Here is a 21,381-nt window from a genome sequence, read left to right on the forward strand (position 1 = left end):
CGGTCGGCTGCGCTATCCTTCCGTTCGGCGACGAGGAAGGAGAACGATCATGCAACGAAGTCGTTACCTCGCGTTCCCGGCGGCCGTGACGGCGCTCCTGTTGGCAGCGCCCGCTCCCGCCCTTGCTCAGGACGAAACGCAGCAGATCGTCGTTCGAGGCAAGCAGATGCCGCGCGGCTACGGGCCGGTCGAAATGATCGTCAAGATCGGCGACCTCAACCTTTCCTCCCGGGCCGGCGTGGGGGAGATGGAAAAAAGGGTCACTAACACAATCAGGCTGATGTGCCGGATCAACGCGCCGATCAATGCGTCCAACAAGCGCGAATCCAAAACCTGCAGCGAGTTCGCCTGGGCCAGTGCACGGCCGCAGATGGACCGGGCGGTCAGGGCTGCAAGCGACTAAGCTGGGGGCGCCGGCGGTCTTCCTACGGGGCGGGTTTCCTCAGCTCGCTCCGCCGCAGCTTGCCCGTCGCCGTTTTCGGCAACTCCTGCACGAACTCGACAAGCCGCGGATATTTGTAGGGGGCGATCGCCTGTTTGACGAAGGCCTGCAGCTCGGCGGCGAGGTCCTCGGAAGGTTTCGTGCCGGCCGCCGGCACGACGAACGCCTTCACCCTCTGCCCGCGTTGCGCGCAGGGCACGCCGACGACCGCGCATTCGGCCACCGCCGGATGGGCGAGTAGCGCATTCTCCACCTCGGGCGCACCGATGTTGTAGCCGGAACTGACGATCATGTCGTCGCTCCGCGCCATGTACCAGTAATAGCCGTCCGCATCCCGGCGGTATGTGTCGCCCGTGACGTTCCAGCCGTTCGCTACATAGTCGCGCTGGCGCTGGTCGGCGAGGTAGCGGCAGCCTGTAGGCCCCTTCACCGCCAGGCGCCCCGGCCCTTCGCCTTCGATCTCCTCCCCGGCCGCGTCGAGCAGGGTGGCGGTGTAGCCCGGCACCGGCATGCCGGTCGCCCCGGGCCGGATGTCCTCGCCTGAGGCCGAGATGAAGATGTGCATCATCTCGGTCGATCCGATGCCGTCGATGATACGGATGCCGGTGGTGTCGAGCCACGCCTGGTAGGTTGCGGCCGGGAGGTGCTCGCCCGCCGAGATGCAGGTGGTGAGGGTGGCAAGCGCCTTGGTCAACGCCCCCTCCCCGTCCGGCGTCTCTTCCTGGGTGGTTTGGCGGAGCTGACCGTCCGATGAAAGCATCGCCTTGTACGCCGTCGGCGCCGTTGCAAGGTGGGTCACGCCATGCCTGGCGATCGCTTCCAGTATGGCCGTCGGGCTCGCCTGCTCCAGCGTTGCCGCGGTCGCTCCCGCGCGCAGTGGGAACAGCAAGGTCGCGCCCAGCCCGAATGTGAACGCCACGGGCGCCGAGGTGAGGACCACGTCACCGGGTTTCATCCCGACCACATGTTCTGCGAAAGTGTCGCACGGCGCCAGCACGTCGCGATGGAAATGGACGCAGCCCTTGGGCGCTCCCGTGGTGCCGCTGGTGAACGCGATCAGTGCGGGATCGTCGCGGCCGGTCTCGAGGGCCGGGAGCGGCTGGAGCGCCGCGGTGCGTGCCTCGAGCTCGCCTCTCCCATAGTCGCCGTCATATTTGATGACGTGCTTAACGTGATGCGTCTGCGACACTGCCTCGCGCAGGTCGCCAATGAACCGGCTGTCGCACAGGACGTAGCTGATTTCGGCCTTGTCGATGATTCCGGCGATCTCGCCCGGCCGCAGCAGCGGCATGGTTGCCACCGCCACCCCGCCCGCCTTGAGCACGCCAAGCCAGGCGGCGAACAGCGTGTATCCGTTGGGCCCGCGCAGAAGGACCCGATTGCCGGGCACGAGCCCGTATTGCCCGACCAGCAGGCGGGCGATGCGGCCGGAAAAGGCATCGAGCTGGGCATAGGTCCAGCGGCCGTGATCGTTGACGACAGCCAGTGCGTCCGGCTCGCCGCCTCTGAGCAGTTCGGCTGCGGCATTGAGCCGCTCGGGATAGCGCAGTTCGGGCAGGTCGAAGCGGAACTCCGGAAGCAGCTCCGGCGGAGGGAGGTTGTTGCGGACGAATGGGTCGTATTCGGTCACGGCACGGCTCTCGAATGGCGGGCGACAGGCCATTCCTCCCACGAAATCATCACTCCGGCACCACGGCAGTTGCTTCAATTTCGATCAGTGCTTCGCGCTCGACCAGCGCCGCCACCCCCACCAAGGCCATCGCGGGATAGTGCCGGCCGATGATTTCCTTCCAGGCCGCGCCGATTTCCGGAAGGCTCGCCCGATACTGCTCGATGTCGGTCACGTAGCAGGTCATTCGCGCGATGTTCCGCGGGCCCGCGCCGTCACAGGCGAGGATCGCCAGGATGTTGCGGAGCGCCTGGGCGAACTGCCCGGCGAGGGTGTCGCTGGTGAAGCGCTCCGCCTCGTCCCAGCCGATCACGCCGGCGGTGAAGATCACCCGGCCCTGCGCCGCCATGGCGTTGCTGTAGCCCTTCGGCCGAGGCCAGTCCGGCGGCAGCAGTGACTTCATCCGCGATGCTCCCTGACGAGGTCGCGCGCGATGATCTGGCGTTGCACCTCGCTGGCTCCCTCATAGATGCGCAGCGCCCGGATTTCACGATAGAGTTCCTCGACCTTGACGCCGCAGGTGACTCCGGCACCGCCGTGCAGCTGCACCGCCATGTCGATCACCTTCTGCGCGGACTCGGTGGCATGGAGCTTGGCCATCGCCGCCGCCCGGCGCGGGTCGCCCGGCTGCGTGTCCTGTGCCCAGGCCGCGCGCGCGATCAGCAAGGCGGCAGCGTCGTTGCCCAGCGCCATCTCGGCAAGGCCGGCCTGCGTGACCGCATTGTCGGCCAGTGTCGCCTTGCCCAGCTTTCGCGTGGAGGTGAAGGCGATGGCCTCGGCCAGCGCGCGGCGGGCGAAACCCAGCGCAGCCGCGGCGACGCTGACGCGAAAGCGGTTGAGCGTCTGCATCGCGATCCGGAAGCCCTGCTCGGGCTGACCAATCAACTCGGCAGGGACCTCCTCGAAACGCAGCCGCGCCAGCGGATGCGGAGCGATGACGCGGATTCGCTCGGCGACAGTCAGGCCGGGAGCGTCGCCGCGCACGATGAATGCGGAAATGCCGGCATGCCCCTCCCCGCCGGTTCGGGCGAAGACGGTCAGCACATCCGCGATGGTGCCGTTGGAGATGTAGCTCTTCTCGCCCGAAAGACGCCACCCGCCGCCCTCCCGCCGCGCCGACATGGCGATGTTGGCGGCGTCCGAGCCAGTTTCGGGCTCCGTCAGCGCGAACGCGGCAATGGCTTTCCCCACTGCGACCTCCGGCAGCCACTGGGCGCGCTGTGCCTCGCTGCCCGCGATGGCGATCGCCCCTGATCCGAGCCCCTGCATGGCGAAGGCGAAGTCGGCAAGGCCCGAATGGGCGGCAAGCGTTGCCCGGGAGATGGCCAGGCTGCGCACGTCCGGTTCGATGCAGGGCTGGAGGAGGCCCGCACCACCAAGGTCCGCGACAAGCGTCCGGCACGCTGCGTCGACGTCCCGACCATGGGAGAAGTCGCGCCCGGCGCACCATCGCTCGACGCAATCGGCAAGTACGCGGTGGCGCTCTTCGAAGAACGGCCAACCCAGCCAGCCAGTCATTCCCCGTTATCCCTGCGCAGGCGGGGGCCCCGCTGGCCTTGGGCCGGGCTAGTCACCCCGAAACTCCGGCGTTCGCTTCGCGGCGAAAGCCTCATAGGCGCGGGTGAAGTCGCGGGTCTGCATGCAGATCGCCTGGGCCTGCGCCTCCATCTCTAGCGCCGTGTCGATGCCGACGGCCCATTCCATGTCGAGCTGGCGCTTGGTCATGGCATGGGCAAAGGCCGGGCCGGAGGCGATCGCTCGGGCCGCTGCCGCCGCTTCCCCGTGAACATCCTCCGCGATGCGCGAATAGAATCCCCAGCGCTCCCCCTCCTCCGCACTCATCGCGCGTCCGGTATACAGCAGCTCCGCCGCCCGGCCGTGGCCGACGATCCGCGGCAGGATCGCGCAGGCCCCCATGTCAGCCCCCGCCAGGCCGACGCGGCTGAACAGGAATGCCGTCTTCGATCCGGGCGCGGTCAGCCGGATGTCGCTGGCCATCGCGAGGATCGCACCCGCTCCCGCGCACACGCCGTTCACCGCGGCAACGATCGGTTGCGGGCACGCACGCATTGCGCGGACCAGATCCCCGGTCATCCGGGTGAAGGCAAGCAGCCCCGGCATGTCCATCCTGGTCAGCGGACCGATGATCTCATGGACGTCACCGCCGGAGCAGAAGTTGCCTCCCGCCCCCGCCAGCACCACAGCGCGCACCTCCGGCTCGACCACCAGCGCGCGGAACGTGTCGCGAAGCTCGGCATAGCTGTCGAAGGTGAGCGGGTTCTTCTTCTCCCGCCGGTCGAGGGTAATCGTCGCGACTCCGCCGGCGAAGTCCCAGCGGAAGTGGGCGGGCGGGAATGCTGCGGGATCGAAGCTCACGCGGTGGTCCCGCCGTCGATGGTCAAGGCCGCCCCGTTCACGTCGCGGCTCTGCGGCAGGCACAGCATCAGGATCATCGTCGCCACACCGTCGGGATGGATCAGCCTGCCATGGCGGTTCATGCCGGCAAGCGATTGCCGCGCCTCCTCCTCGCTGCGCCGCGAGACGGCCGCGATGCGGGCGGCCGACTCATCCACCATTGGCGTGTCGACGAAGGCGGGACAGACCGCGTTTACTGTCATGCTGCTGGCGGCGAACTCCACCGCCATGCTGCGCATAAGGCCGATCAGCCCATGCTTGGAAGCAGCATAGGGCGCCGCATAGGGCGCTCCCTTCAGGCCCGCCACGGACGCCACGAACACCAGCCGGCTGTCCTCACCTGCGAGCAGGTCCGGCAAGGCCAGTTGCGCGCTGTCGAAGGCCGCGCTGAGGTTGGTCGCGATGATCCGGTCCCACGCCTCGCGTGAAGTGCGTGCGAATGGCGCGCTGTCGCCAATCCCGGCATTCACCACCAACATGGAGATCGGGCCGTTGGCGGCGCGAGCTTCATCAAAGGCGCCACCCAGGGCCTCCCGGTCGGTGACGTCGCACCGGATCGCCCTGCCGTTCACGACCTTCGCGGTCCGCTCGATCGGCTCGGACCGGCGCCCGAGGACCGAGATGGTCGCGCCGGCGGCGTGGAGGTGTGCTGCGGTCGCAGCCCCAATCCCGGTGCCGCCACCGGTGATCAGCGCGTGGCGCCCCTGCAGCCAGTTGTTCGCCTGCATGCTTTCCCCTTGCCGGTGAAGCATTGGCCCAAGCGCAGGAGCGTGGCAAGGCGGCCCCATCCCGGAACGAGGAGCCATCATGAAGACCCGCGCCGCCGTCGCATTCGCCCCGAAGCAGCCGCTCGAGATTGTCGAGCTCGACCTGGAAGGCCCCTGCGCAGGCGAAGTGCTGGTGGAGATCATGGCGACGGGCATCTGCCACACCGACGCCTACACTCTCGACGGGCTCGACAGCGAGGGCCTGTTCCCCTCCATCCTCGGCCATGAGGGGGCGGGCATTGTCCGCGAGGTCGGACCGGGCGTCACTTCGGTGAAGCCGGGCGATCACGTCATCCCGCTCTATACCCCCGAATGCCGCCAGTGTAAGTCGTGCCTGTCCGGCAAGACCAACCTGTGTACCGCCATCCGCGCCACCCAGGGCAAGGGCGTGATGCCCGACGGCACCAGCCGCTTCAGCTACCGTGGGCAACCGATCTTCCACTACATGGGCTGCTCGACCTTCTCGAACTTCACGGTACTGCCGGAGATTGCAGTGGCGAAGATCCGCAAGGACGCGCCGTTCCAGACCAGTTGCTACATCGGCTGCGGGGTGACCACCGGGGTCGGAGCGGTCGTGAACACCGCCAAGGTCCAGGTCGGCGACACTGTCGCCGTGTTCGGACTTGGCGGGATCGGCCTCAACGTCATCCAGGGCGCGCAGCTGGCCGGCGCGAACCGGATCATTGGGATCGACATCAACCCTGCCCGGGAGGAATGGGGCCGCCAGTTCGGCATGACCGACTTCCTCGACACCAGGGGGATGAGCCGCGAGGAGATCGTCGCCAAGGTCGTGGACCTGACCGACGGAGGCGCGGACTATACGTTCGATGCCACCGGCAACACGGAAGTGATGCGGACCGCGCTCGAATGCTGCCACCGCGGCTGGGGCACGAGCATCGTCATCGGGGTCGCCGAAGCGGGCCAGGAGATCGCCACCCGGCCGTTCCAGCTGGTCACCGGCCGCAACTGGCGTGGCACCGCATTCGGCGGCGCTCGCGGACGGACCGACGTGCCGAAGATCGTCGACTGGTACATGGACGGGAAGATCGCGATCGACCCGATGATCACCCATGTCCTGGCGCTGGACGAGATCAACCGAGGCTTCGACCTGATGCACGCGGGCGAGAGCATCCGTGCGGTGGTCGTGTACTGATAGAGGAGAGCAGCCGATGTTCAGTCATGTCATGGTCGGGTCGAACGACCTCGACCGGTCCAAAGCTTTCTATGACGCCCTGTTCGAGAAAGAGGGCCGCCGCGACGACAAGGGGCGGCTCAGCTACGGCCGGCGCGGGGCGGTGTTCATGGTCAGCAACCCCATCGACGGCCAGCCCGCCACTGCTGGCAACGGCGGAACAATCGGCTTCGCCTTCGACACGGCGGAGGAGGTCGACGCATGGGTCAAACGCGGGATCGACGCCGGCGGCAGCGCCATCGAGGATCCTCCAGGCATCCGCCAGAACGCCTTCGGCAAGCTCTACTTAGCCTATCTTCGCGACCCGGACGGCAACAAGCTGTGCGCCTTGCACCGGCCGGAGCAATGAGCATGGAGATCCTGTCGGAAGCCCGTGCGCACGGCGGCCGGCAGTTGGTGGTCAAGCACCGGTCGGCGGCAACGGGCACCGACATGACGTTCTCGATCTTTCTTCCGGCACAGGCCGAAGAGCGGGAGTGTCCGGTCATCTGGTATCTGTCCGGCCTGACCTGCACGCACGCCAACGTCACCGACAAGGGCGAGTATCGTGCCGCCTGTGCCGAGCTGGGGCTGATCTTCGTGGCTCCGGACACCAGCCCGCGAGGCGATGGTGTTCCGGATGACCCGGATGGTGCGTGGGACTTCGGGCTGGGAGCTGGCTTCTACGTCGACGCGACGCAGGAGCCCTGGGCCCGCAACTATCGGATGTGGAGCTATGTGACCGACGAGCTGCCCTCAATGGTCGCGGCGGAGTTCCCGGTCGACATGGAGAAGCAGGGCATCACCGGCCATTCCATGGGCGGACATGGGGCTCTGACCGTTGCACTTCGGCAACCCGGCCGCTTCAGAAGCGTGTCGGCCTTCGCGCCGATTGCCGCACCTTCGAAGGTCCCTTGGGGCGAGAAGGCGCTGGGCAACTACCTTGGATCCGGCCGCACCGCCTGGGAACAGCATGACGCGGTCGCCTTGATCGAGGCGGGCCGGACCGTCCCAGCCTTGCTGGTTGACGTGGGCGGCGACGATCCCTTTCTGGAACAGCAGCTTCGTCCCGATCTGCTCGAACAGGCCTGCCGGGCCGCGGGCCTGCCGCTCACCCTCCGCCGCCAGCCCGGCTACGATCACAGCTACTATTTCATCTCGACCTTCATGGCCGATCACCTGCGCTGGCATGCCGCCCGCCTTCTGGGATGATGCTTAAATACACGGCTACAAGCGAGTTTTATATCCGAACTGAATCTGTGTCTTCAAATCCACACGACTGATCTTTATGCAAGCAGGCGAAACCCGGCACCTCAAGGTAGCGTTGGGCAGGGGTTCGACTTTTCAGGGGGCATCAATCCAGATGCTGTTCCAAAGTAGGGAGCTTCGCGTGAAGACATCCATGACTCGTATTGCGCTGCTCAGCACAGCGTCGGCCGCCGCGGCCGCGTTCGTGCTGCCCAGCACCGCCGCTGCGCAGGCCACCAGCTGCGCCCCCGGCACAGCTACCACGACCCAGGCGATTGAGTGCCGCGACGGCGCCGCGCTGGTTGCCACTGGCAGCACCGACCTCACTTCTGTCGTCGCGACCGGCCCTGGCCTGGTCGTCACGAACCCGGGTGCGGCTAACGTGTCGCTGTCGGCGACTGCGCTGTTCAACGTCGGCGCCAACCGCGGCATCGTGGTCAACAGCAACGGCGACATCATCCTCAACGCCCTCGATGTCAGCGTCGCCACCTCAGGCGGCATTGCCACGCACGCGGTCGTGCTGTCATCTAACGGAAACGACGTCATTGCGCGCGTTGGCAACCTGTTCACCAATGGCGACAACAGCTTTGGCGCTTATGCTCCGAATGCTGCCACGCTGAACCTCACCACCGGCAACATCACCACCACCGGCACCAACAACAGCGACGGCGTCGTCGCGTTTGGCGGCACCGGCGCGTACAATGTGAACACCGGCAACCTCACCACCAACGGCGCAGGCGTCGACCTGCAGTCGACCGGACCGATCACCGTTAAAACCGGCGCGATCCGCACTGCGCAGGATAACAATGACGGCGTCCGAATCGTTGGCGGAGCGGGCGCGGTCAACGTCGGTACCGGCACCATCGCCACCACTGGCGCCAACTCGCAGGGCATCGAAATCACCGGCACCGGCCCGATCACCGTTGCGGGCACCGGCGCGATCTCGACCACCGGTGCGGGCTCTCAGGGCATTCTCGTCAACGGCGGCGCGGGCGCGGTCAACGTGACCTTCGGCACTTCCGTGACCACCACCGGCGCCGGTTCGACCGGCGTCCAGCTGACCAGCACGGGCAGCCAGACGGTCAACGGCGGCAACGTCAGCACCTCGGGTGCGGCGACCAATGCGGTTGTGCTCACCGGCGGCAGCCTCACCGGCACCGTCGGCAACCTGTCGGCCACGGGCGCCGGCTCCAGCGGCCTGCTCGCCACGGCGACCGGCCCGGTCAACCTGACGACCGGCAACATCACGTCGACCCAGGAAGGCGCGATCGTCAACGCGGGCACCAACAACGTCCGCCTGGCCGTCGGCAACGTTGCCACCACTGAAGCAGCGGCTCCGGCCGTGGTTATCAACACCACCGGTGCGATCACCAGCCTCAACGGCAACCTGAGCACCACCGGCGCGGCCAGCGACGGCCTCCAGATCAACGGCGGGGCGGCTCCGATCGTGGCGACCACTGGAACGGTCTCGACCACGGGCCTGGATTCCGATGGCGTGCAGATCACCGGCACCGGCACGATCACCAGCACCACCGGTGCGATCACGACCACCGGTAACGATTCGGCCGGTCTCCAGATCACCGGCGGCGCCGGCGCGATCACGGCCAACTACGGCAACATCACCACCAGCGGCACGGGTGCTTCGAACGCTTTGCTGATCACCGGCACTGGCCCCGTTGCGCTGAACGGGGCAGGCGCGACCCTGCGCACCAACGGCGCGGGCGTAACCGCGGCGTCGGTGACGGGTGCGGGCGTGACCGGTAATCTCGGCAACGTCACCACCACCGGTGCAGGTTCGCAGGGTGCGGTGATCACGTCGACGGCTCCGGTGAACCTCACGGTCGGCAACGTCTCCACCACCGGCAACGGTCTGACTGTCAACGCCGGCCCCAATGCGGTGACGCTCACGACCGGAACGGTCGCTGCGTCCGAGACCGGTGCGCGCGCCACGACCATCAACTCGACCGGCGCGATCACCTTCAATGGCGGTCGTCAGACATCGGTCGGAGCTGACGCTCTGCAGATCAACGGCGGTGCGGACGCGATCAACGCCACCGTTGCCGGCGCCGGCACCACCGGCGACAATGCGGATGGCGTGCAGATCACCGGGACTGGTCCGCTGACCTTCGCCAACACGGCCGGCATCACCACCACCGGTGCTGGCTCGCGCGGGATCGCCATCTCCGGCGTGACCACCGCTGCGGTCACTTGCGGTAACGTTTCGACCACGGCGGCAGCCACTCCGGCAGTGGTTGTCGCTGCCAACGGCAACACGACCGTGACCTGCGGCACCGTCACCACCACCGGTGCCGGTTCTGACGCAATCCTGGTCACCAACACGGCGGGCACCACCACCGTGACCGGCGGCACGACGTCGGCCACTGGTGCCGGATCGCGCGGGATCGTCGTCACCTCCTCGGCTCCGACCACGACCGGTACTGGCGCCGTCAGCGGTGCAGTTGTGGTCAACACTGGTGCGGTCACCGCTAATGGTAACGCCGTTGTCGCGACCTCGACCGGCGCTGCCAGCAACGTGACGGTGAACGCCACCGGCAACGTCACCTCGACCACCGGGACAGGCATCACCGCCACTGCTCCGGGCACGGCCACGGTCGTGATCGGTGCGGGCACCACCACGCAGGGTGCAACCACGGGCGTGGCGCTGAACGGCACCACCGGCAACGCTCTGACCGTCAATGGCACGCTGCGCAGCAGCACTGCCGCCAACGCGCCCTACACGGTCGCTGGCGGTCCGCTGACCCTGACGTTGGGCTCGGCTGGCGTGATCACCGGTCCGCTGACCTTCACGGCTGGCGCCGACACGTTCAACAACGCGGCCAACTACACCCAGTCGGGCGTGATCGACTTCCTTGGCGGAGCCGACACGTTCAACAACACCGGCACGTTCACCCAGAATGCTCTGGTGAACTTCGGTGCGGGTGCGGACACGCTGAACAACAGCGGTACGTACAACGCGGTCGGCACCACCGACTTCGGTGCCGATGTCGATGTCGCCAACAACACGGGCACGATCCGTGTGACGGGCGCCGCGGCGACGTTCGCCAACCTGGAAACGTTCAACAACCGCGCCACGGGCTTGATCGAAATGCGTGACGGCGCTGCCAACGACACCTTCACCGTGTCCGGCAACTATGCCGGGACCGCGGGGTCGCGTCTTGGCATCGACGTGGTCGGCACCAACGCCGGCAACACCGCCGACCTGCTGGTCGTTGGTGGCAACATCACCGGCAGCACCACTGTCCTCGCGCAGTTCACCAATCCGGTCATCGATCCGGACGGTGTTCGCATCGTCGATGGCGGCGGCACGGTTGCGGCGGGCGCCTTCACGCTCGGCGGCGAAACGAGCCAGGGGCTGATCAACTACTCGCTGGTCACCTCGGGCAACGACGTGCTGCTCGTGTCCACCCCGGACGAAGCGATCGTGGATGTCACCGCCCTTGGCCTGATGGGTCAGGAGATGTGGCACCGCTCGCGTGACGCCTATGGCGCTTATGCCTCGGCCCGCCGGATCGACTTCGGCAACGAGCGCAAGCACCCGATCGGCCTGTGGGCGCAGCTCTACGGCGGCTCCGACAAGGTTGGCGATCGCGATGGATCGGTCACCGTGTTCGACACCGACCTGGACGTGGGCGATCGTCTGAAGACCGACTATCGCGGTGCTCAGACCGGGATCGACTTCGGTGCGCCGAACTTCGTGGTTGGCGTCACCGCCGGCTACGGTCACTCGGATGCGGACACGGAGTCGGGCAGCGAACTCGACCTGGAAGGCTACAACTACGGTGCCTATGCCCAGTTCGGCATGACCTCGGGCCTGTACGCCGGCGTGCTGGTGAAGCGCGACAATTACGACGCGCGGCTCCTGAACAGCCTGGTGGGTGACTCGGAGCGTCCGGACATCCGCAGCACGGGCATCGACGGTGAAGTCGGTGCGCGGGTCGGCGGCTTTGGAACGACCAACGTCGATGTCGGCGCGGGTCTGTCCTACGTCCGCACCAAGGTCGATGCGTTCAACTATGGCTTCATCGACTTCGACGCGGATCGTTCAACCAGCCTTCGTGGCCGTCTTCAGGCGCGGGCCAGCTGGGCCGCGACCCTGTCGCCGTTCCTCGACGCCAAGCTGTTCCACGAGTTCAAGGGCGACAGCGATGTCGAAGTCGGCAGCGCCTCGCTGCTCGACACCATTGAGCGCAACGGACGCGGCACCTGGGGCCGGTTCGAAGGCGGCATCGGTGGCGGCACCGGCGGCGGCCCCCTGCTCAGCGCATGGGTCGACGTTGGCGACGTCAAGGGCTGGGGTGTCCGCGGCGGTTTCCGCTTCTAACACCCAAGCCGCTCACCCGAGCGACAAGAGCGGGCGTCTGGGAAACCAGGCGCCCGTTTCTTTTTGCCGGGAGGTCGAGGCTGGTTCAGGCAGAGACGCAGAGACGCAGAGGTGGAGCCGCCTGCTGCGGGCACCCCGGGAACTAACCAGGTTGAGAAATGCCGGCTTTCACGCGGCAAGCAAGCACTAGCCGCGTGAACGAACTGCCGGGGTTACCCGAACACACGCACCGCGTCTCTGCGCCTCTATGCGAGTCCGGGCACGCTCGTCACCGCGAACGAAGATGAGGCTCAGGGACACCAATGAATGTCAATCGGCTGCTCGGCCTCGGCCAGCACGCGGCCGATGGGCAGCTTGCTGCTGTGGCCGTCGGCGATGGCATGCTCCAGCAGCGCGCGCTTGGCATCGCCGCGGATGGTGATCAGCACCGTCCGGGCGGACAGGATTGCGGCCCGGGTCAGGGTCACGCGCGCGACCGGCGCATCGGCCGGCAGCGGATCCGGCATAACGCCAACGGCCCGGCGAGCCTTGGGCGCATCGAGCGCGGCCTGCAGGTCGGGCCCGGCGAAGATCGAGGCGGTATGCCCGTCCTTGCCCATGCCGAGCCAGACGAGGTCCGGTGGCCAGGGCAGGTCCTGCAACCGGGCATCGGCGGCATTGCCGGCCAGGCGATAGTCGGCATTCTCCGTCGCGATCGGGATCACCCGCGCGCCCACCGGAAGAAAGGTCTTTGCGATCGCCCGGATGTTGGACTGCTCGCTTTCGACGCTGACCAGCCGGTCATCGGTCGGGATAACAGTCACCCGCTTCCACGGCAGCTTGGCCGAGGCGAGCTTGGGCAGGATGGGCGCGGGCGTGGTTCCGCCCGGCAGCGCGATCAGCGCCGCGTTGCGGGCCTCGACCGCGCTTTCGACGATGAACCCGACATCGCCGGCGACCGCGTCGGCCATCTCCTCGGCGCTGTCATAGTCCCACCACTCGGCTTCGATCATGCTGCTGTCCTTTGTGCGAAGGCTGGCCCATCGCGCCAAGCTGGCGGAATGTAAATGCGTCGCACGGCCAGTCGGACGCAGCGCTCGCCATGTCGCCGCTCAATGCGCCTGGCGCGGGCTTTCCATGATCTCGGTCAGCACACCGCCCATGTCCTTCGGGTGCAGGAACACGATCGGCGTCCCGTGCGCCCCAATCCGCGGCTCGCCCAGCACGCGCACGCCCTTGCCCTTGAACCAGGCCACGGCGTCACCGATGTCCGGAACCTCGAAGCAGACATGATGCTGCCCGCCCTCCGGGTTCTTCTCGAGGAACTTCGCAATCGGCGATTCCGGCCCAAGCGGCTCGATCAGCTCCACCTGCGTGTTCGGCGCATCGACAAAGCACACCCGCACGCCCTGCGCCGGCAGGTCGAACGGCTCGCCGATCTGCGTCGCGCCCATCCGCTCGCGGTAGAGTGCCACCGACTGCTCGATCGAGGGCGTCGCCACGCCGATGTGGTTGAGACGCCCGAGTTTCATACGTGTCTAGTCCAACTCCCGATCAAGACGTTCCTGCTCTTCTCGACGCAGTGCATTCTCGCGATGGCGGTCGTACGCTTCCATGTCCTTCTTGTAAAAGAGCCACGCAATTAATGCGCTTCCGACGAGTAGGACCGGCCACGGCAGCTGCGAAATTCCTCCGTCGATGACGACCAGCACAATGACAACAAGAATGCCTACTGCGATCTTCTCCATCGCGGCCTCCTGAACTTAACTACAACGGGATATTGTCATGCTTTTTCCACGGGTTCTCCAGCTGCTTCCCTCGCAGCTTGCGTAACCCCAGCGCGACCCGCCGCCGTGTCGAGTGCGGCATGATCACCTCGTCGATAAAGCCCATACTCGCCGCCACGAACGGATTGGCGAAGCGCTCTTCATATTCGGCGGTGCGCTCGGCGATCTCATCCGCCGTCTTGCCCCGGAAGATGATCTCGACCGCTCCCTTGGCGCCCATCACCGCGATCTCGGCGGTCGGCCAGGCGTAGTTGAGATCCCCGCGCAGATGCTTGGACGCCATCACGTCATAGGCGCCGCCATAAGCCTTGCGGGTGATCACCGTGATCTTGGGCACCGTCGCCTCAGCATAAGCGAACAGCAGTTTCGCGCCATGCTTGATGATGCCGTTATGCTCCTGCCCCACCCCCGGCAGGAAGCCCGGCACATCGACAAAGGTCAGGATCGGGATCTCGAACGCGTCGCAGAAGCGGACGAACCGCGCCGCCTTCTTCGACGAGTTGATGTCGAGCACCCCCGCCAGCACCATCGGCTGGTTGGCCACCACGCCGACCGTGCGGCCCTCGATCCGGCAGAAGCCGATTATTATGTTGCCGGCATGGTTCGGCTGGATCTCGAAGAAGTCGCCCTCGTCCGCCACCTTCCGGATCAATTCGTGCATGTCGTAGGGCTGGTTCGCGGACGGCGGGATCAGCGTGTCCAGACTATCCTCGACCCGGTTCCATGGATCCTCCGTCGGCCGCTGCGGCACGCTCTCGCGGTTGGATAGCGGCAGGAAGTCGAAGAACTCGCGCGCCGCCAGCAGCGCGTCGATGTCATTCTCGAACGCCACGTCGGCCACGCCCGACTTGGACGTATGCGTCACAGCGCCGCCCAGCTCCTCCTGGGTCACCACCTCGTTGGTGACGGTCTTCACCACCTCAGGGCCAGTGACGAACATGTAGGAAGAATCCTTCACCATGAAGATGAAGTCGGTCATCGCCGGGGAATAGACCGCGCCGCCCGCACACGGCCCCATGATCAGGCTGATCTGCGGGATGACGCCCGAGGCGTTGACGTTGCGCTGGAACACCTCGGCGTACCCAGCGAGCGACGCCACGCCCTCCTGGATACGGGCGCCGCCGCTGTCGTTGAGGCCGATCACCGGGGCGCCGACCTTCATCGCCGCGTCCATCACCTTGCAGATCTTCTGCGCGTGGCGCTCCGACAGCGAACCGCCGAACACGGTGAAGTCCTGCGCGAACACGAACACCAGCCGGCCGTTGATCGTGCCCGATCCGGTGACCACGCCGTCGCCGGGGATCTTCTGCTCCCCCATCCCGAACTCGGTCGCATTATGTTCGACGAAGGTGTCGACTTCCTCGAAGCTGCCCTCGTCCAGCAGCACGGACAGGCGCTCCCGCGCCGTCAGCCGCCCCTTGGCGTGCTGCGCGTCGATCCGCCGCTGCCCGCCGCCTAGCCGAGCGGCCTCGCGCCGCCGTTCCAGTTCCGCAATCGTGGTGGTCATGGCCCGGGCTGTTCCGACATCCGGCCAGCGGCGTCAATCACCGTCCCTTCCATAGCCACTCGCAGGGGCGGTCGGTCGCTTGTGCGGCACAGCAATTTTACCGCACCGCAGCATAAAAATGCATATCATGGGTTAGTGTTCGGGAACCCGAATCGGCCCTTCATTGTTCCCCCGTAATCGTATCTATTTTTTGGGGCTATTGAGCATGTTCGACAACGTCGGTGTCCGTGGTGAAGGTAGCGTTCCGGCGCCGGCATCGTCGAGCAAGACTACCCTTGTCTGTTTCTCGCACCTGCGGTGGGAATTCGTGTTCCAGCGCCCGCAGCACCTGATGAGCCGCTTCGCCAAGGCGATGCCGGTCGTGGTCTGGGAGGAGCCGATCCCGGCTGCTCCCGGCGAAGGTCCGTCCCTCGACGCTCGCCCCGCGAAGAACATGCCCAACCTGACGGTCGTCACGCCACGCCTGCCCGAAGGGCTGGACGTCGAAGCGCAGCGGACTGTCCTGAGGGGCCTGCTCGACAATTACGCGGCCACCCTGCCCGGCAAGCTGATCCGCTGGTATTACACGCCGATGATGCTGCCCTTCTCGCGGCATCTCGATGCGGTCGCGACCGTCTACGACTGCATGGACGAGCTGTCCGCCTTCCGCTTCGCCCCCCAGGAGCTGCTGGAACTGGAATCGGAGCTGCTGGAGGCTGCGGACGTCGTATTCACAGGCGGCTATTCTCTTTATGAGGCGAAGAAGAAAAGGCACGGTAACGTCCACCCCTTCCCCTCCTCCGTCGACCGTCACCACTTCGGCAAGGCCCGGACCGGGATCGCCGACCCGGCCGACCAGACCGCCATCGCTCGTCCCCGTTTCGGCTTCTACGGCGTGATCGACGAGCGGATCGACCTCGACCTGCTCGCCGCAGTGGCCGACGCCCGGCCCGACTGGCAGATCGTGATGGTCGGCCCGGTGGTGAAGATCGGCGAGGACGAGCTTCCCCGCCGCCCTAACATCCACTACCCGGGCGGCAAGTCGTACGACGAGCTGCCCGCTTATCTGGCGAACTGGGACGTCGCGATGATGCCGTTCGCCATCAACGAGGCGACCCGCTTCATCTCGCCGACCAAGACGCCCGAATATCTCGCCGCCGGCCGTCCGGTCGTATCCACGCCCATCAAGGACGTGAAGCGCCACTACGAGAAGCTGTCCGGGGTGCAGATCGCCGGCACCCCGGAGCAGTTCGTCGAGGCATGCGATCGAGCGCTGGAACTGGCCCGCTCCGACGGCGACTGGCTGGCCGAGGTCGACCTGGCGCTGGCCGACATGAGCTGGGACACCACCCATGCGCGCATGGCGGCGCTGATCGACCAGGTCGTCGAGCCGGCCAGCAAGATCGAACGCCCCGCTTTCGGCGCGGGCCACTTTACCCACATCCCCAAGGCGAAGAAGTACGACTATCTGGTGGTCGGCTGCGGCTTTGCCGGCTCGGTACTGGCCGAACGCCTCGCCACGCAGCATGGCGCCCGCGTGCTGATGATCGACAAGCGCGATCACATCGCCGGCAATGCCTATGACGAGCTGGATGCGAGCGGCATCCTGTACCACAAGTACGGCCCGCACATCTTCCACGCCAACAGTGACGAGATCGTCAGCTACCTGTCGCAGTTCACGCAGTGGCGGCCGTACGAGCACCGTGTCCTGGCGCACGTCCGCGACCAGCTCGTGCCGATCCCGATCAACCGGACCACGCTGAACAAGCTGTTCAACGCCGGTCTCAAGACCGACGAGGATGCCGCGGCCTTCCTGGCGGCGCGCGCCGAGCCGGTGGCCAACATCCATACTTCGGAAGACGTGGTGATCAACGCCGTCGGCCGCGAGCTCTACGAGCTGTTCTTCCGCGGCTACACCCGCAAGCAGTGGGGCCTCGATCCGTCGGAGCTCGACAAGCTGGTCACCGCCCGCATTCCGACGCGGACCAACACGGACGATCGCTACTTCACCGATATCCACCAGATCATGCCGCTAGAGGGCTACACCCGGATGTTCGAGCGGATGCTCGACCACCCGCTGATCGACAAGTCGCTCGGAACCGACTTCCGCGACGTCCGCGACGAGGTGGATGCGGCGCACATCGTCTACACCGGCCCGATCGACGAATATTTCGACTGGAAGTTCGGCAAGCTGCCATACCGCTCGCTCCGCTTCGTCCATTCAACGATCGACAAGGAGCAGTTCCAGGAAGTCGGGACCGTCAATTATCCGAGCGAGGACATCCCCTACACGCGGATCAGCGAGTATAAGCACCTGACCGGGCAGAAGCATCCGAAGACCAGCATCACGCTGGAATATCCCGCGGCCGAGGGTGATCCCTATTACCCAATCCCGCGACCGGAGAACCAGGCGCTGTTCAAGAAGTATGAAGCGCTGGCCGACTCCACGTCCGGCGTGACCTTCGTTGGCCGTCTGGCGACCTACCGCTACTACAACATGGACCAGATCGTCGGCCAGGCGCTCGCCACCTTCCGGCGCATGGACCGGGTCCGCAGCGACCTGCTCGACGGCTCGGGAATGCGGGTCGCCGTCTGACCCTTCGGCAGCGGCCGAGGCCCCGGGTCGCGGCCGCTTGTGAAATCGTTTCGGTAACGGCAAGAGTTCGCTCGTGACGACCGAACCGCTTTTTCCCAGCTTCTGGATGGCGGGCTTCGAATGCTCGTCCCACCGCCGGCTGGACGGGGTCCGGCTCGATCTGCTGCGGGCGACGCGGCACGACCGCTTTGCCGCCCTAGATTATCAGCGCTGCGCCGCGCTCGGCTTTGCCGCTGTGCGCGACGGCTTGCGCTGGCACCTGATCGAACAGCAGCCTGGCCAGTTCGACTTCTCGAGCTGGCTGCCGATGGTTGACGCTGCCGCGGATGTCGGCATCGAGGTCATCTGGGACATCTTCCACTACGGCTATCCCGACTTCCACGACCCACGCTCGGACGACTTCATTCCGGCCTACGCTGCCTATGCCGCGGCTGTGGCGGAGAAGCATCTTCAGCATACCGGCAAGCCGATCCGCGCCGTGCCCCTGAACGAGATCAGCTTCTTCACCTGGGCGCTGGAGGTCGGCTATTTTCCTCCCGAACTGGGCGACGATCATCCGATCGGCTGGATGAAGCGCCGGCTGGTTCGCGCTGCCATCGCCGCTGCGGAAGCGATGGAGGACGTCTGTCCCGGCCGGCGCTTTTACTGGGCCGAGCCGCTGATCCACGTCGCACCGCACAACCGCTCGTCTGTGCAGCGGCGCGAGGCCGGCCGCATGCGCCGCTCGCAGTTCGAAGCCTACGACATGCTCATGGGCCTGCAGGAGCCGGAACTCGGCGGTCATCCGGAGATGGTCGATGCCATCGGCCTCAACTTCTACCCGCACAATCAATGGTATTATGAGGGCCCCACCATCCCCATGGGCCATCATGAATATCGCCCCATGCGCGACATGCTAGTCGAGGTGTGGGAGCGCTACAACAAGCCGCTATTCATCTCCGAAACCGGCGCGGAAGGCAGCGGCCGTCCTGCCTGGCTCCACTATGTCTGCGACGAGGTCCGCGCCGCAATGAAGGCCGGCGTCCCGATCGGCGCTGTCTGCCTTTACCCGATCACCGACTATGCGGGCTGGGACAACGGCCGCCACTGCGAAGTCGGCCTGTTCGGCGATGCCGACCGGTACGGCGAGCGGCAGGTACATGAGCCGATGCTGGGAGAAATGCAGCGTCAGAAACAGCTGTTCGAACACCTGACGCGCGAACCAGCGGCCCGTTAACGACGGCCGCCGAGTGAAGCTGGCGTCTACTATGGGAGGGTTTCGGACATGGCACCTTGGCCGGAGGTCAGACCATACCCTCCGACAGGTGACGTTTGGGCCACGGCTGACATAGCGGCAATAAGTGGACGACCTTTCGTGATTGCCTGTTTTACGGAAGGTAGGGAGAGCGATGCCTCGTGAGCGTCCTTGCTTGTCCAAGCCTCGGTGATCCAGATTAGGTTTGGATCAGCAGGGTCGTTGGCGATGATGTAGCTAAGACAACCGGGCATGCCCGCCACGCCGTGGAGCAGGATCTGAACAAGCTCGTCGCGCTTTCCCGGCTGCGCGATCATTTTGCCGATTAGGCCATACATGTCTTGAACCTTCGCAATCCGTGTCGTTGGAGTAGCGCAAGCAGCAGCCGCAGAGGCGGCTCCTACAACAAACGTTCTTCGGTCAATGCTCACCAGCGCCATGTAGCTGCCCATCTGGCTCACGCAATCGACAAGTGCGGCTCGCACACGGTGGCAGCGCTATGTCCGCAATGGTTGAAAGCAGACCTCCCCTCTCGTTGGACCCAACCCGCCGCTCATGCTTTCTCCTGCCTATGAGGAGACGGAGTTGAGCGAGCAGAAGGAACCCCGCCCGCATTGGCCCGAGCGGCTGTGGCTGGTGCGGCACGGGCAGAGCCAGGGCAACGTCGCGCGGGACCATGCCGACCTGCACGGGCTCGCCACCATCGGGATCGAGATCCGCGACGTGGACGTGCCCTTGTCCGACCTCGGCCACCGCCAGGCGGAGGCGGCCGGGCGCTGGTTCGCGGCACTGCCCGAGGACCGGAAGCCGGAGGTCATCATGTCCTCGCCCTATCTGCGGGCACGACAGACGGCCCGGCACATCTGCGAAGCCGGGGGACTAGCCGGAGGCAAGGCCCGCACCGTGATCGACGAGCGGCTGCGCGAGCGGGAATTCGGCGTGTTCGACGGCCTGACCACGCTCGGCATCCGCGAGCGCTTCCCGGACGAGGCCGCGCACCGCAACCGGCTGGGCAAATTCTACCACCGGCCGCCCGGCGGAGAGAGCTGGGCGGACGTCATCCTCCGCCTCCGCTCGGCGATGAACAGCATCAACCTACACTACCCCGACCGCCGGGTGCTGATCGTCTGCCATCAGGTGGTGGTGCTGTGCATGCGCTACATCCTGGAAGAGCTGGACGAAGCGCAGATCCTCAGCATCGACAAGCAGGCGGACGTGCTCAATTGCGGCATCTGCGCCTTCGACTTCCAGCCGCACGAGCTGGAATGCGCGCCCAAGCTGTCGGTGTGGAACCACGCCGCCCCGCTGGTGGAGGAGAATGCGCCGATCACCTCCGAACCGGACGCGGTGGTCGCCACGCGATGACGAACGTCACCCCGCTCGACCGGGGCACGCTCGACAGGCATCCATTGCCGCGGATCGGATCGGGCGACAAGGACGACCGCGGCTCCATCCTGATCATCGCGGGCAGCCGCGATGTCAGCGGCGCCGCCTTGCTGTGCGCAACCTCGGCGATGCGGGCCGGGGCCGGGCGGCTGCAGATCGCCACCGTCGGAAGCATCGCTCCGCACCTTGGCATGGCGATGCCCGAGGCCATGGTCGTCGGCCATGTCGAGGACGGCAACGGCGGCTTCGCGGCCGAAGCCACCGCGCCCTTGGTGGAGCGGGCTGGCAAGGCGGACGCGATTGTCGCGGGCCCTGGACTGTACGGCAACGATGGCTGCGCCGAGCTGACGGCCGGGCTGCTGAAGCTCGGCAAGCCGCTCGCGCTGGATGCGGCACTGCTACGCATTCTGCCGAAGCGCGAGAAGGACGCGAAACGAGCCGCCCATCCGCCGATTCTCCTGCCCCACTCGGGCGAGCTGGCGGCGTTGCTCGAGTGCGATGAGGACGAAGTCGAGCGCGATCCCCTCGCTGCCGGACGGGCCTGTGCCGAGCGCTTTGATGCCGTCACCCTGGTCAAGGGTGTGCAAAGCCACGTCGTCGCGCCTGACGGCGCCGCTTTCCTGTACCACGGCGGAGGTCCGGGGCTCGGCGTGTCGGGCAGCGGCGACACGCTTGCCGGGATTGTCGGCGGCCTGCTCGCCCGCGGAGCCGACCCGCTGACCGCGCTTCTGTGGGGTGTCTGGGGTCACGGCGAGGCGGGCCGCCGGCTGGGCGAGAAGGTCGGTACCCTCGGCTATCTCGCGCGGGAAATTCCGGGTGAAATTCCGGGCCTGCTGGAGGCCTCGTGACGATCTTCGAG

General features: G+C 66.3%; 19 protein-coding genes. 9 read left to right on the forward strand and 10 right to left on the reverse strand.

The genetic code is table 11. The annotated features are described in order from the left end of the window. The first annotated feature begins 49 nt into the window (after positions 1 to 49). Entirely contained in the window at positions 50 to 403 is a 354-nt protein-coding gene (locus ACFQPG_RS00410; protein WP_380809346.1) for a UrcA family protein, read from the forward strand. Positions 404 to 425: 22 nt separating this feature from the next. Here ACFQPG_RS00410 and ACFQPG_RS00415 read toward each other — a convergent pair whose 3' ends face one another. The 5 genes from ACFQPG_RS00415 to ACFQPG_RS00435 are packed head-to-tail and all read right to left on the reverse strand — an operon-like array spanning position 426 to position 5,254. After that, positions 426 to 2,072 (reverse strand): AMP-binding protein, encoded by a 1,647-nt coding sequence (locus ACFQPG_RS00415; RefSeq protein WP_380809347.1) that lies wholly within the window; start codon positions 2,070 to 2,072, stop codon positions 426 to 428. Between the two features lie 49 nt (positions 2,073 to 2,121). After that, positions 2,122 to 2,514: a RidA family protein gene (locus ACFQPG_RS00420; protein ID WP_380809348.1), complete on the reverse strand. Its 393-nt coding sequence runs from the start codon at positions 2,512 to 2,514 to the stop codon at positions 2,122 to 2,124. Continuing rightward, positions 2,511 to 3,629: an acyl-CoA dehydrogenase family protein gene (locus ACFQPG_RS00425; RefSeq protein WP_380809350.1), complete on the reverse strand. Its 1,119-nt coding sequence runs from the start codon at positions 3,627 to 3,629 to the stop codon at positions 2,511 to 2,513. Before ACFQPG_RS00425 ends, ACFQPG_RS00420 begins: the two co-directional genes overlap by 4 nt. Positions 3,630 to 3,677: 48 nt before the next feature. After that, complete coding sequence (locus ACFQPG_RS00430) at positions 3,678 to 4,487, reverse strand: enoyl-CoA hydratase family protein (protein WP_380809351.1); 810 nt, start codon at positions 4,485 to 4,487, stop codon at positions 3,678 to 3,680. Continuing rightward, positions 4,484 to 5,254, reverse strand: a complete 771-nt coding sequence (locus tag ACFQPG_RS00435; RefSeq protein WP_380809353.1) for an SDR family NAD(P)-dependent oxidoreductase — start codon at positions 5,252 to 5,254, stop codon at positions 4,484 to 4,486. Before ACFQPG_RS00435 ends, ACFQPG_RS00430 begins: the two co-directional genes overlap by 4 nt. A gap of 79 nt (positions 5,255 to 5,333) precedes the next feature. On the opposite strand from ACFQPG_RS00435, the gene ACFQPG_RS00440 reads away from it, so the two are divergent. The 4 genes from ACFQPG_RS00440 to ACFQPG_RS00455 all read left to right on the forward strand — a co-directional run bounded on the left by ACFQPG_RS00440 (position 5,334) and on the right by ACFQPG_RS00455 (position 12,054). Then, positions 5,334 to 6,446, forward strand: a complete 1,113-nt coding sequence (locus tag ACFQPG_RS00440) for an S-(hydroxymethyl)glutathione dehydrogenase/class III alcohol dehydrogenase (protein WP_380809355.1) — start codon at positions 5,334 to 5,336, stop codon at positions 6,444 to 6,446. A gap of 16 nt (positions 6,447 to 6,462) precedes the next feature. Beyond that, positions 6,463 to 6,834: a VOC family protein gene (locus tag ACFQPG_RS00445; RefSeq protein ID WP_380809357.1), complete on the forward strand. Its 372-nt coding sequence runs from the start codon at positions 6,463 to 6,465 to the stop codon at positions 6,832 to 6,834. A gap of 2 nt (positions 6,835 to 6,836) precedes the next feature. Beyond that, a complete protein-coding gene (fghA, locus tag ACFQPG_RS00450; protein WP_380811649.1) occupies positions 6,837 to 7,676 on the forward strand; it encodes an S-formylglutathione hydrolase in 840 nt (279 codons plus the stop codon). A 190-nt stretch (positions 7,677 to 7,866) separates the two neighbouring features. Next, positions 7,867 to 12,054, forward strand: coding sequence for a beta strand repeat-containing protein (locus tag ACFQPG_RS00455; protein ID WP_380809359.1), 4,188 nt, complete (start codon positions 7,867 to 7,869; stop codon positions 12,052 to 12,054). Between the two features lie 290 nt (positions 12,055 to 12,344). Here the strand turns inward: ACFQPG_RS00455 and pgl are convergent, their stop codons facing one another. From pgl to ACFQPG_RS00475, 4 genes are all read right to left on the reverse strand, one after another. Further along, on the reverse strand, positions 12,345 to 13,046 hold the full coding sequence (gene pgl, locus ACFQPG_RS00460) for a 6-phosphogluconolactonase (protein WP_380809360.1): 702 nt from the start codon (positions 13,044 to 13,046) through the stop codon (positions 12,345 to 12,347). 99 nt (positions 13,047 to 13,145) lie between these two features. Continuing rightward, positions 13,146 to 13,565 (reverse strand): methylmalonyl-CoA epimerase, encoded by a 420-nt coding sequence (gene mce / locus ACFQPG_RS00465; RefSeq protein WP_380809362.1) that lies wholly within the window; start codon positions 13,563 to 13,565, stop codon positions 13,146 to 13,148. Positions 13,566 to 13,571: 6 nt separating this feature from the next. After that, positions 13,572 to 13,781 (reverse strand): hypothetical protein, encoded by a 210-nt coding sequence (locus ACFQPG_RS00470; RefSeq protein WP_380809364.1) that lies wholly within the window; start codon positions 13,779 to 13,781, stop codon positions 13,572 to 13,574. A gap of 19 nt (positions 13,782 to 13,800) precedes the next feature. Beyond that, a complete protein-coding gene (locus ACFQPG_RS00475) occupies positions 13,801 to 15,327 on the reverse strand; it encodes an acyl-CoA carboxylase subunit beta (RefSeq protein WP_380809366.1) in 1,527 nt (508 codons plus the stop codon). 205 nt (positions 15,328 to 15,532) lie between these two features. On the opposite strand from ACFQPG_RS00475, the gene glf reads away from it, so the two are divergent. After that, a complete protein-coding gene (gene glf, locus ACFQPG_RS00480) occupies positions 15,533 to 17,902 on the forward strand; it encodes a UDP-galactopyranose mutase (RefSeq protein ID WP_380811651.1) in 2,370 nt (789 codons plus the stop codon). 73 nt (positions 17,903 to 17,975) lie between these two features. Beyond that, on the forward strand, positions 17,976 to 19,118 hold the full coding sequence (locus ACFQPG_RS00485; RefSeq protein WP_380809367.1) for a hypothetical protein: 1,143 nt from the start codon (positions 17,976 to 17,978) through the stop codon (positions 19,116 to 19,118). Positions 19,119 to 19,147: 29 nt separating this feature from the next. On the opposite strand, the gene ACFQPG_RS00490 is transcribed toward ACFQPG_RS00485, so the two are convergent. Continuing rightward, complete coding sequence (locus tag ACFQPG_RS00490; RefSeq protein ID WP_380809368.1) at positions 19,148 to 19,588, reverse strand: putative quinol monooxygenase; 441 nt, start codon at positions 19,586 to 19,588, stop codon at positions 19,148 to 19,150. 103 nt (positions 19,589 to 19,691) lie between these two features. Here ACFQPG_RS00490 and ACFQPG_RS00495 point away from each other — a divergent pair, with 103 nt between their 5' ends. Next, on the forward strand, positions 19,692 to 20,501 hold the full coding sequence (locus ACFQPG_RS00495) for a histidine phosphatase family protein (protein WP_380809370.1): 810 nt from the start codon (positions 19,692 to 19,694) through the stop codon (positions 20,499 to 20,501). Beyond that, positions 20,498 to 21,370, forward strand: a complete 873-nt coding sequence (locus ACFQPG_RS00500; RefSeq protein ID WP_380809372.1) for an NAD(P)H-hydrate dehydratase — start codon at positions 20,498 to 20,500, stop codon at positions 21,368 to 21,370. Before ACFQPG_RS00495 ends, ACFQPG_RS00500 begins: the two co-directional genes overlap by 4 nt. The last annotated feature ends 11 nt before the right edge of the window (positions 21,371 to 21,381 follow it).

Source organism: Sphingomonas sp. GCM10030256 (assembly GCF_042666415.1).
Classification (GTDB): Bacteria; Pseudomonadota; Alphaproteobacteria; order Sphingomonadales; family Sphingomonadaceae; genus Sphingomicrobium.

Excerpts from the sequence above, each read along its gene's own strand:
- ACFQPG_RS00495 (WP_380809370.1), top strand. The coding sequence starts at position 19,692 with ATGCTTTCTCCTGCCTATGAGGAGACGGAGTTGAGCGAGCAGAAGGAA.
- glf (WP_380811651.1), top strand. The coding sequence starts at position 15,533 with ATGTTCGACAACGTCGGTGTCCGTGGTGAAGGTAGCGTTCCGGCGCCG.
- ACFQPG_RS00425 (WP_380809350.1), bottom strand. The coding sequence starts at position 3,629 with ATGACTGGCTGGCTGGGTTGGCCGTTCTTCGAAGAGCGCCACCGCGTA.
- mce (WP_380809362.1), bottom strand. The coding sequence starts at position 13,565 with ATGAAACTCGGGCGTCTCAACCACATCGGCGTGGCGACGCCCTCGATC.
- pgl (WP_380809360.1), bottom strand. The coding sequence starts at position 13,046 with ATGATCGAAGCCGAGTGGTGGGACTATGACAGCGCCGAGGAGATGGCC.
- fghA (WP_380811649.1), top strand. The coding sequence starts at position 6,837 with ATGGAGATCCTGTCGGAAGCCCGTGCGCACGGCGGCCGGCAGTTGGTG.
- ACFQPG_RS00470 (WP_380809364.1), bottom strand. The coding sequence starts at position 13,781 with ATGGAGAAGATCGCAGTAGGCATTCTTGTTGTCATTGTGCTGGTCGTC.
- ACFQPG_RS00440 (WP_380809355.1), top strand. The coding sequence starts at position 5,334 with ATGAAGACCCGCGCCGCCGTCGCATTCGCCCCGAAGCAGCCGCTCGAG.
- ACFQPG_RS00435 (WP_380809353.1), bottom strand. The coding sequence starts at position 5,254 with ATGCAGGCGAACAACTGGCTGCAGGGGCGCCACGCGCTGATCACCGGT.
- ACFQPG_RS00475 (WP_380809366.1), bottom strand. The coding sequence starts at position 15,327 with ATGACCACCACGATTGCGGAACTGGAACGGCGGCGCGAGGCCGCTCGG.
- ACFQPG_RS00420 (WP_380809348.1), bottom strand. The coding sequence starts at position 2,514 with ATGAAGTCACTGCTGCCGCCGGACTGGCCTCGGCCGAAGGGCTACAGC.
- ACFQPG_RS00490 (WP_380809368.1), bottom strand. The coding sequence starts at position 19,588 with ATGGGCAGCTACATGGCGCTGGTGAGCATTGACCGAAGAACGTTTGTT.
- ACFQPG_RS00500 (WP_380809372.1), top strand. The coding sequence starts at position 20,498 with ATGACGAACGTCACCCCGCTCGACCGGGGCACGCTCGACAGGCATCCA.
- ACFQPG_RS00455 (WP_380809359.1), top strand. The coding sequence starts at position 7,867 with ATGACTCGTATTGCGCTGCTCAGCACAGCGTCGGCCGCCGCGGCCGCG.
- ACFQPG_RS00445 (WP_380809357.1), top strand. The coding sequence starts at position 6,463 with ATGTTCAGTCATGTCATGGTCGGGTCGAACGACCTCGACCGGTCCAAA.
- ACFQPG_RS00410 (WP_380809346.1), top strand. The coding sequence starts at position 50 with ATGCAACGAAGTCGTTACCTCGCGTTCCCGGCGGCCGTGACGGCGCTC.